Genomic DNA, 9,735 nt, shown 5'->3' with positions numbered 1-9,735 from the left:
ATCGCGGCCTGGCCAAGGCGGCAGGACAGGTCCTCATCGCGGCCATCGCCTTCAACATGCGCCGCTGGGTAACGCTGGCCACCTGAGCCTGGGTCGCAGTGCGCCCGAAACCCACCGAATACGCCAACTCCTACCCCATCCGGCCGCAAACCCGCGCCGGAAAGCACCTCGATGCGCCCCTGCTGTCTCTCCAGGCGTCCAAAGCCTAATAACGCAACGGGCCCCTTGAGGGGGAGATGCCCGGCAGGGCAGAGGGGGGTGCTGTCCCTCCAGCGTTGCGGAGGATTGCTCCTCAGCCGAGTAAAGGCGCACCGCCCTAAGGCCTGAGGCTCATTTGCGCTTGTTCGCCCGGCCCGCGAACGGGTTGTCCGACGTTCGCAGCGCTATCCTGATCGGCACGCCCGGCATGTCGAAGGCTTCGCGCAGGCTGTTGGAGAGGTAGCGGACATAGGATTGCGGCATCGCATCCGGCCGCGAGCACTGGACGACGAAACCCGGCGGCCGGGTCTTGGCTTGCGTCACATATTTGACCTTGAGCCGGCGGCCGGCGACGGCGGGCGGCGGATGATGCGCAAGAATGCTTTCCAGCCAGCGGTTGAGCTTGCCGGTGGACACGCGGCTGTTCCAGACCTTGTGCGTCTTGATGACGGCATCCATCAGCTTGTCGAGGCCGCGGCCGGTCTCGGCCGAAACGGTCACCGCCTGGATGCCGCGCACCTGCGGGAGCAGCCGTCCGGTCTTTTCGCGCAACTCGGCCAAGAGCTCCTGCGGATTGTCGATCAGGTCCCATTTGTTGAAGGCGATGACCGGCGCCCTGCCCTCGCGGATGATCAGGTCGGCGATCTGCAAATCCTGCTTCTCGAAGGGGATGGTGGCGTCGAGCACGATGATGACGATCTCGGCAAAGCGGATGGCGCGCAGGCCGTCCTGCACTGACATCACTTCCAGCTTTTCGTGGATCCTGGCCTTGCGGCGCATGCCGGCGGTGTCGAACAGCTTTAGCCGGCGGCCATGCCAGTCCCAATCGACGGAGATGGAATCGCGGGTGATGCCGGCTTCCGGGCCGGTCAACAGCCGCTCCTCGCCGATCAGCGCGTTGATCAGCGTCGACTTGCCGGCATTGGGGCGGCCGACGACGGCGATGCGCATCGGCTTGGTGTCGTCATAGGCGGGTTCGGCATCGGGATCGGTGATGTCCTCGCCGATCAGTACCTCGCTGGCGGCGACGTCTTCCTCGGCGTCGTCCTCTTCCTCGTCGAAAGCGCGCTTCTCGCCAAGGGCTTCGATGACAGCGTCGCGCAAATCGGGCATGCCCTGGCCGTGCTCGGCCGAGACCGGGATCGGCTCGCCGAGACCCAGTTCCCAGGCCTCGAGCATGCCACCCTGGGCGCCCTTGGCCTCGGCCTTGTTGGCGACCAGCACGACCGGCTTACCGGACTTGCGCACGATCTCGGCAAAGGTGCGGTCGTCGGGCAACAGGCCGGACTTGGCGTCGATGGTGAAGAAGATCAGATCGGCTTCGCGGATGGCGATTTCGGTCTGCGCACGCATGCGGCCCGGCAGTGTCGAGGCGGCCGCGTCCTCGAAACCGGCGGTGTCGATGACATCGAAATGCAGGTCGTAGAGCTTTGCCGCGTGGACGCGACGGTCGCGGGTGACGCCCGGCGTGTCGTCGACAAGCGCCAGCTTCCTTCCCACCAGCCGGTTGAAAAGCGTCGATTTGCCGACATTGGGACGGCCGATAATGGCGACTTTGAAGCTCATCCGGCCCTACAATCCATGTCATCGCCCAAAACCGCAGCGCATTTTTGGGCGACGCGTATCATGACGCGCCAGAGCCGCGGATCAGTTCCGACATCAACGTCGCCCGCTGGCGCGCATTGCGCGGGGCGCCGTCATCGGCGGCGATCTGGTCGAACAGTTTCAGCGCATCCTGGGTCTTGCCTTCCTTCCAGGCGGCAAGGCCAAGGGCTTCGCGTGCCGTGTGGCGCAGCGTGTTGTTGTCGGCGGTCAGCGCCTCGACGCGGCTGGAGACGTCGGCGAAGGAACCGTGGTCGACGAGCAGCAGGGCTGCCCGTAGGCGAGCCATGTCGCGAATGCCCTGGGGAATGGCAGTGTCGGCGGCGACGCCATCGAAATCGGCGACGGCGGCGGCAAAGTCGCCCTTGTCGGCCTTGACGGTTGCCGCGCGCATGCGGGCGAGCAGCGGATAGGCGCCGTAGCCGTCCTTTTCCAGCTGCTGAAGGGCGGTCAGTGCTTCGTCGCTCTTGCCGTCATTGGCAAGCTTCAGCGCCTGCGAAAAGGCATCGCCCGAGCGGTTGGCGCGGCTCTCGTCCCAATAGCGGTAGCCGACGAACGCGGCCGTACCGAGCACCACCAGGATGGCAAGGCCGAGGATCGCCGGACCGAAACGGTCCCACAGCGCCTGCGCCTGCTCGCGACGGATCTCGTCGTTGACTTCGCGGATAAAACTGTCGTCGGACATCAAACATAACCATTGCTGCCCCGGGCGGGGCGCTTCTTGAGCCCGCGTTTTAGCGAAATTTTGTCGGCATGGAAGGGGCTGGGCAGGAAAATCGGCTAATCGCTAGGCAGGCAGTAGTCTGCGGCTGACCGCACCCACGCCACATTTTGCCGATAGCCGGCTTGGACTGCCTCCGGATCAAGCCCAGATTGCTTATGCCTCTTCTGTCCCGCGTTGTTGCGTTTTCCACAGCCGTGCTTGCCACGGCGGGCGCTGCTTTCGCCGACCCGCCGGCTGCACCTGCCCCGGCCAAGCCGAAGCAAATCGTCATCATCTCGTTCGACAGCGCCCGCGAGATCTCGCAATGGCAGCGCAGCCGGGCACTGGCAAAGCGCACCGGGGCGCATTTCACCTATTTTCTCTCCTGCGTCTTCCTTTTGTCGCAGCAGACGCGTGCCGAATACACCGCGCCCGGCAAATCCGCGGGCAAATCCAATATCGGCTTTGCCGCCTCGAAGCAGGAAGTTGCTGAGCTGCTGGACCAGATCGGGCTCGCCGCATCGGAAGGCCATGACATTGCCAGCCATGGCTGCGGCCATTTCGACGGCAAGGACTGGAGCAAGGCCGACTGGCTGAAGGAATTCGCCTCGTTCGAGCGCATTCTGGAGAACGCCTATTCGATCAACGGCATCACGCCCGAGCCCGCCGGCTGGCGCAATCTTGCTCATGCCGTCGTCGGCTTTCGCGCGCCGTACCTGTCGACCAGCAAAGGGCTCTATCAGGCCCTGCCACAGGCCGGCTATCACTACGACGTCAGCGGCGTTTCAAACGGCCCGGTCGAGCCGCCGACCAGCGGCGGCCTCACCCGCTTTTCCCTGCCGCAGATTCCGGAAGGCCCGAATTCAAGGCCGGTGATCGCCATGGACTACAATCTCTATGTCAGACATTCCGGCGGCTTCGAGCGGCCGAGCCGGGCGGCCGAGTTCAGCGATCGGACCTACCAGGCCTTCCGCGCCGCCTTCGACAAACAATATCAGGGCAAGCGCATTCCGCTGGTGCTCAGCTTCCACTTCACCCTGATGAATAACGGCGCCTACTGGAACGCGCTGGAGCGCTTTGCCGGCGAGACGTGCACCAAGACCGATGTCGAGTGCATCAGTTTCCGCGACTATGTCGCGCGGCAGCACGGCGCCGACAGGCAGGCGGCGGTGGGCGGCTGAGCCGCCCACTTTCCTTAGCCACCAATGGTCAGGCCGAATCCGAAGCCTGTGCCTGACGCTCGATGAAGCGCTGATCGATATCTGGTAGCGGCTCGCCATTGATTATGGCTTCGAATGCACGCAGGCGCTTGTGAACTGACAAGAGCTCAACGATCGTCGACCAGGAATTCACTAGATACTGGAATGAGTTCGTCACCTGGCTGAACGCCGAGTTGACTTGGTTTATAAGACCCAATGTCAGAGTTCCGGCGATCATGGAAGGAACCATCAGAAAAAGAGCAAATATGGTGTTCAACTGTAAATATAGATAACGAACCACGTTGAAATAGACGTAGTGAAAGTAAAGTCGGAAGTAATTTTGGCGAACCCTTCCGAACAACTCAGAAACAGTGAGCGGCTGTGCCCGAGCCGAATCGTCCTCACCGTAGACAAGTTCCTTGCGGTAGGCGGCTTCGACGCGCTGGTTGCGGAATTGCAAGCCAGGAAGTTTTATGCCGGCTCCGGCAATGCATACAGTGCCGAATATTGCCCAGAATATTGCTGCGACCACAAGCGGCTGAGAAACTTGGCCGATGAACGGTAAGGCCGTGATGTGCTTCGAATAAGCCAGCAAAATCGGCATGAAAGCGATCAATGTCATGATCGAGTCAATAAATGAAGTCCCAAGATCTTCCATGATTTTAGAGAATCGCATCGTGTCCTCTTGTACACGCTGAGAAGCTCCCTCAATATTACGAAGCCTAGGCCAATAGGACATGTAGTAGTCGTTCATCGCCGTGCGCCAGCGAAAAACCCAGTGGCTTACAAAGAAGTTTGTCAGAACGTAAACCGTAACAGCTACAAGGGCGATGCCGAGGAAGGTTATTATTTGGGCGTAAACATCCCACTCTGTGGCCTTCACACTTTTGCTGACAATTCCCTGAATGAGGTCCCAGAACGGCCCGTACCAGGCATTGATCGCCACACTGACCTGAACCTGAAAATAGGTCGTGAACAGGATTAGCGAACTGCCAAGGATCGACCAGCCATCCCACGGGTGCGGAGAATACCAATGCCAGAAGGCGTAGAAGAGCAAAGCGCCGGCGGCAAAGTAGAGGTAGAACCAAAGGAATGGAGGCGACCAGAACACTGAAACGCCGATGATAGGCGCCGCGTCTGCCGCTGCAGGGGGCAATCCGAACAGAGCGCCGAATTGCTCGCCGCCCAGAAACCATGCGGCCACCATGACCGCGCACCACAAGACCGCCGAGGTGAAGAAGACTTTGGGCTTTGGAAAAAACGATACGAACACTGTGGTGAAATCCTCGGTCGGTGGGCAAATCAGCGGGGTTCAGCGGGCATAAAGTCACACATTAGGTGGAAAGCAAATGCCCGTGCCCGATGCCCGGCATCGAGCAAGACCACAATCATGGCGATTTTGGCGCGGCCGACCAGGTGATCCCAGCAGATACCAGCAATACGGCGGCAGCTAGGATCGAGGCGAGGAAGAAGTTGCCCGACGCCTGCGCCAGCAGGCCGGCTACGATCGGACCGACGATCTGACCGATACCGAAGGAAGCAGTCATCAGCGCGAAGATGCGGCGCGGCGCCTGCGGCACGAGCAGCCTTGCCGTCTGCAGGCCAAGCGCGGTGACGGCGATGAAGGTGCCGCCAAGCAGGACGCCGCCGAGCAGCGGCCCGATGGCGCCGCCCATGGCGACGCTGGCGGTGACGCCGACCACCTCGACCAGGCAGCCCAGGGCATAGGCTGCATAGAGCCCGATCCGTGCCGCTATCTTCTGCCAGAGCCAGACCGAGGGAAAGCCGGCAAGGCCGGTGACCATCCAGACGGTCGCTTCGAAGACGCGGCCGCCGCCACCCTGGCGCACAATGGCGACGAGGAAGGTCGCCGTCACCACATAGCCGAAGCCGAACAGGCCATAGGCAACGATAACCTTCATTAACGACCGGTCCTTCGGCAGCGCCGGTTCGCGGCCGGCCACGTTGCTTGCGGGCGCGGTGTCGCCGGCGAGCAAGGCGACGAGCACCAGGCCACAAGCGGAAATCGCCGCCGACCACAGCCAGCCCGCCGGCCAGCCGGCATGGTCGGTGACCAGGATCGCCATCAGCGCCGAGGATGCCGCAATGCCGAGGCCGACGCCGCCGAAATGCAGCGCCTGCAGGTCGCTTCTGTTGGCGGCAGCCAAATGACCGAAGACGATGCTGGCCATGAACACCATGACGAAGGCGCTGGCCAGACCGGCAAGAAAGCGGATGACAACAAAGGCCGTCATCGTGTCGGTCAACCCCATCAGGGCGGCGAGCACGGCACTGGCGGCAAGGCCGCAATACATCAACTGGCGCTCGCGCCCATGCGCCCAGCCGCCGGCCGCCGCGAGCGCGCCGACGAGGTAGCCGAGATAGTTGGCCGAAGCGATCCAGCCGGCATCGGCCGGCGACAGATGCAGCTCTTCCATCATGCCGGGCAGGATCGGCGTGTAGACGAAGCGGCCAAAGCCCATGGCGACGGCCATGGCAATCATGCCGGCGAGAGCGAGGCGAAGGGGTGACGGCGCGGCGTTCATTGCAGCGCACAATAGATTTGGCGACCGCCGAAACAATCCGCTTTGTGTTGGGCCAGCAGGTCGGCGACTAGGGCTTCAACCGCAGCCGACCGCGCCCGTCTCGTAGGCGGTGCGGCGCGCCGTCAGCCGGAACGGCATGTCGCCGAGTTCGCGCTCCGACATGGTGTCGAGCACCGGATGCGATAGCGGATCGGTCACCCAGTTGAGGGCATCGCCGTCAGAGCGCCGCCGCGTGTAGCCGGCGGCAAAGACTTTGAGCAATGATACGATGGTCACCATCCTCGCCTCCTCGGTCTGATTGTCTTCGCTAAAATCTGCCTTCCCGCGCCGTCTTTCAATTGAGATTTCGGCCGGAGCGGTTTAGAAAAACTGAAATGGCTATGCTGAACCGCGTCCATCTCAACGGCTTGCGCGCCGTCGAAACCGTCGCCCGCCTCGGCTCGCTTGCAGCGGCAGCCAGCGAGCTCAACGTCTCGGTCAGCGCCGTCAGCCAGCAGATCAACCGCACCGAAAAGCAGCTCGGACAGGCACTGTTCGAGAGAACGGCAAGCGGGCTGGTGCTGACCGAGTTCGGCACGGTTTTTTCCGCCAGGCTCGGCGCCGGTTTTCGCGAACTGGCGCAAGCGGTGGCGCTTGCCGATGAGGCGAGCCAGTGCACGCTGGTGGTTTCGGTGGCGCCGGCCTTCGCTTCGAAATGGCTGCTGCCGCGGCTGTCGCGGCATTTCGATCGCCATCCAAACGTGCTCCTTCGCATCGACGCCTCGGTGCGGCTGGCCGATCTCGAGCGTTCCGATATCGACATCGCCATCCGGCTTGGCGACGGCAAATGGCCGGGCGGGCGGGCCGAGCTGCTTCTGGCGCAGGAAGTGTTCCCGGTCTGCGCGCCGGTGATCGCCAAAAAGCTGAAGTCGATCGGCGACCTCGCGCAGACCTGCGCCATCACCGACGAGCGGGCGATGATCACCTGGGAGAGCTGGTTCAAAGCCGCCGGGGCGGAGCCGGTCACCTTCCGCAAGGGCGCGCGCTTCACCGATCCGATGCTGTGCCTGGAATCGGCGATCGCCGGCCATGGCGTCATGCTCGGCTGGCAATTGCTGGCCGCCGATGCGCTGGCCGACGGCCGACTTGTCGCGCCTTTCGGCGTGCGGGCGCAGAGCGGCCTCGGCTACTGGCTGGTGACATCGGCGACCAAGACCGAAAGCCGCAAGGTGCGTGATTTCAAGATCTGGATCCGCGAAGAGATCGCCGCGACCGTGGCGCAGTTCCGGTCGCTCGATAGCGCTGCGTAAACGCCAGCTATCGCGACGGTGCTGGAAAGCACAGCCGCGCCGCTCTATGTTGGAACCTTCACCCCCAGGACCAAGGCAGGCAGGATCATGACCACACATTCGCGCGGCGTTTCCGCAACGATCGACCCGGTGAAGCTCGACAGGCTGGCGGAAGTCGCCATCAAGGTCGGGCTGCAGTTGCAGCCGGGGCAGGATCTGGTGCTGACCTCGTCGATCGCCGCGCTGCCGCTGACCCGGCGCATCGTCGAACATGCCTACAAGGCCGGCGCCGGGCTGGTGACGCCGATCTTCAACGATGACGAGATCACGCTGGCGCGCTTCCGCTATGGCGCGGACGCGGGCTTCGATCGCGCCGCCGGCTGGATGTATGAGGGCATGGCGAAAGCCTTTTCCAACAATGCGGCGCGGCTTGCGGTGCGCGGCGAAGACCCGTCGCTTCTGTCGGCGCAGGACCCAGCCAAAGTGGCGCGCGCCAACAAGGCGAACTCGATGGCCTACCAGCCGGCGCTGGAAAAGATCACCGGCTTCGACATCAACTGGAACATCGTCGCCTATCCGGATCTTGCCTGGGCAAAACAGGTCTTCCCCGGCGATACCGACGACGTCGCGGTGGTCAAGCTCGCCGACGCCATCTTCTCGGCATCGCGGGTCGATGTGGAAGACCCGATCGCAAACTGGACGGCGCACAATGCAGCGCTGCGCAGCCGCACAAAGTGGCTGAACGAGCATAATTTCCATGCCTTGCATTTCACCGGGCCGGGCACCGATCTCACCGTCGGGCTGGCCGACGGCCATGAATGGATGGGCGGCGCCTCGACCGCCAAGAACGGCATCACCTGCAACCCGAACATCCCGACCGAGGAAGTTTTCACCACGCCGCACGCCCGCCGCGTCTCCGGCCATGTCTCGTCGACCAAGCCGCTGTCCTACCAGGGCACGCTGATCGACGAGATTTCGGTGCGCTTCGAGGAAGGCCGGATCGTCGAGGCCAAGGCTTCGAAGGGCGAGGATGTGCTGAAGAAGGTGCTCGACACCGACGAGGGTTCGCGCCGCCTCGGCGAAGTGGCGCTGGTGCCGCATTCCTCGCCGATCTCGGCCAGCGGCTTGCTGTTCTTCAACACACTGTTCGACGAAAACGCCGCCTGCCACATCGCGCTCGGCCAGTGCTACTCGAAATGCTTCGTCAACGGCGCCTCGCTCAGCCAGGACGAGATCGCCCAGCGCGGAGGCAACAAGAGTTTCATCCACATCGACTGGATGATCGGCTCGGACAAGATCGACATCGACGGCGTCCACAAGGACGGCCGCAAGGTGCCGGTGATGCGCAAGGGTGAGTGGGCCTGAGACTGCGGACGGTCGGATGGGTTTCGATCTGGCGGTTAAACGCGTCTACGAAGCACCCGCGCCCTATGACGGGCAGCGGGTGCTGGTCGACCGCATCTGGCCGCGCGGCGTCAGCAAGGAGGGTGCCGCGCTGACGGCGTGGCTGAAGGAGATCGCGCCGAGCGATGAATTGCGAAATGGTTCGGGCATGAGCCGGTGCGTTGGGCGGAGTTTCGGGAGCGGTATGCGGCCGAGCTGGATGGGCATGGCGAGGCGGTGGCGCAGCTGCGCGGCCTGCTCGGCAAGGGCCGGGTGACGCTGCTCTACGGCGCGCATGATGAGGCGCACAACAATGCGGTGGCGCTGGCGGGGTATTTGCGCGGGACGGAGTGACACGCACCTAGATTCTGCAAAGGGTGGAGATTGGCGAAAGCCGAGGCGACATCCAATCTCCCCCCTTGCGGGGGAGATGCCTGGCAAGGCAGAGGGGGGTGCTGTCCCTCCGACCTAACAACCAATCACGGCCATCACCTCAGACAGGTTGGCGTCGGAACAATCCGTCAGGGTTGGCAATCCTTCACACCCCCCTCTGGCCTGCCGGCCATCTCCCCCGCAAGGGCAGGGGAATCGCATATGGCGATTTTGGGCTTGAAGTTGGCTTGAGAAGAGATTCTTTGGGAAGGCAGTCTTAGCGAAGGAGCGACTGCCATTTCCAGCCTTGAGAGCTATTTCGGGGCGGTGCCAGATCCGCGTGCGGCCAACGCCACGCACCGGCTAGGCGATCTGATCGTGATGATGATCGCGGCAAGCCTGTGTGGCGCAACCAACGCGACGGAGTTTTCGCTGTTCGCGCAGGAGTTTTCGCTGTTCGCGCA

The 9,735-nt window shown here is 63.0% G+C and carries 8 protein-coding genes and 1 pseudogene; 4 read left to right on the top strand and 5 right to left on the bottom strand.

The window, feature by feature from the left end; genetic code table 11:
* Positions 1 to 330: 330 nt before the first annotated feature.
* A complete protein-coding gene (der, locus tag AC1DZ8_RS33145; RefSeq protein ID WP_477310971.1) occupies positions 331 to 1,764 on the bottom strand; it encodes a ribosome biogenesis GTPase Der in 1,434 nt (477 codons plus the stop codon).
* 58 nt (positions 1,765 to 1,822) lie between these two features.
* Entirely contained in the window at positions 1,823 to 2,485 is a 663-nt protein-coding gene (locus AC1DZ8_RS33140) for a tetratricopeptide repeat protein (protein WP_477310969.1), read from the bottom strand.
* Positions 2,486 to 2,679: 194 nt separating this feature from the next.
* On the opposite strand from AC1DZ8_RS33140, the gene AC1DZ8_RS33135 reads away from it, so the two are divergent.
* Positions 2,680 to 3,684 (top strand): polysaccharide deacetylase family protein, encoded by a 1,005-nt coding sequence (locus AC1DZ8_RS33135; RefSeq protein WP_477310967.1) that lies wholly within the window; start codon positions 2,680 to 2,682, stop codon positions 3,682 to 3,684.
* A 28-nt stretch (positions 3,685 to 3,712) separates the two neighbouring features.
* On the opposite strand, the gene sbmA is transcribed toward AC1DZ8_RS33135, so the two are convergent.
* From sbmA to AC1DZ8_RS33120, 3 genes are all read right to left on the bottom strand, one after another.
* Positions 3,713 to 4,975, bottom strand: a complete 1,263-nt coding sequence (gene sbmA / locus AC1DZ8_RS33130; RefSeq protein WP_477310965.1) for a peptide antibiotic transporter SbmA — start codon at positions 4,973 to 4,975, stop codon at positions 3,713 to 3,715.
* Positions 4,976 to 5,090: 115 nt separating this feature from the next.
* Complete coding sequence (locus AC1DZ8_RS33125) at positions 5,091 to 6,248, bottom strand: YbfB/YjiJ family MFS transporter (protein ID WP_477310963.1); 1,158 nt, start codon at positions 6,246 to 6,248, stop codon at positions 5,091 to 5,093.
* 75 nt (positions 6,249 to 6,323) lie between these two features.
* On the bottom strand, positions 6,324 to 6,527 hold the full coding sequence (locus AC1DZ8_RS33120; protein WP_477310961.1) for a hypothetical protein: 204 nt from the start codon (positions 6,525 to 6,527) through the stop codon (positions 6,324 to 6,326).
* 95 nt (positions 6,528 to 6,622) lie between these two features.
* Here AC1DZ8_RS33120 and AC1DZ8_RS33115 point away from each other — a divergent pair, with 95 nt between their 5' ends.
* The 3 genes and pseudogenes from AC1DZ8_RS33115 (at position 6,623) to AC1DZ8_RS33105 (ending at position 9,253) form a co-directional block, all read left to right on the top strand.
* Entirely contained in the window at positions 6,623 to 7,537 is a 915-nt protein-coding gene (locus AC1DZ8_RS33115; protein ID WP_477310959.1) for a LysR substrate-binding domain-containing protein, read from the top strand.
* 87 nt (positions 7,538 to 7,624) lie between these two features.
* A complete protein-coding gene (locus AC1DZ8_RS33110) occupies positions 7,625 to 8,881 on the top strand; it encodes an aminopeptidase (protein ID WP_477310957.1) in 1,257 nt (418 codons plus the stop codon).
* A gap of 16 nt (positions 8,882 to 8,897) precedes the next feature.
* A pseudogene (locus tag AC1DZ8_RS33105) lies at positions 8,898 to 9,253 on the top strand (DUF488 domain-containing protein).
* The last annotated feature ends 482 nt before the right edge of the window (positions 9,254 to 9,735 follow it).

Source organism: Mesorhizobium sp. P2_F7 (assembly GCF_056403695.1).
Note: the sequence above shows the minus strand (reverse complement) of the source record. Positions and strands in the feature narration are given on the sequence as shown.

Excerpts from the sequence above, each read along its gene's own strand:
- der (WP_477310971.1), bottom strand. The coding sequence starts at position 1,764 with ATGAGCTTCAAAGTCGCCATTATCGGCCGTCCCAATGTCGGCAAATCG.
- AC1DZ8_RS33140 (WP_477310969.1), bottom strand. The coding sequence starts at position 2,485 with ATGTCCGACGACAGTTTTATCCGCGAAGTCAACGACGAGATCCGTCGC.
- AC1DZ8_RS33135 (WP_477310967.1), top strand. The coding sequence starts at position 2,680 with ATGCCTCTTCTGTCCCGCGTTGTTGCGTTTTCCACAGCCGTGCTTGCC.
- AC1DZ8_RS33125 (WP_477310963.1), bottom strand. The coding sequence starts at position 6,248 with ATGAACGCCGCGCCGTCACCCCTTCGCCTCGCTCTCGCCGGCATGATT.
- AC1DZ8_RS33120 (WP_477310961.1), bottom strand. The coding sequence starts at position 6,527 with ATGGTGACCATCGTATCATTGCTCAAAGTCTTTGCCGCCGGCTACACG.
- AC1DZ8_RS33115 (WP_477310959.1), top strand. The coding sequence starts at position 6,623 with ATGGCTATGCTGAACCGCGTCCATCTCAACGGCTTGCGCGCCGTCGAA.
- AC1DZ8_RS33110 (WP_477310957.1), top strand. The coding sequence starts at position 7,625 with ATGACCACACATTCGCGCGGCGTTTCCGCAACGATCGACCCGGTGAAG.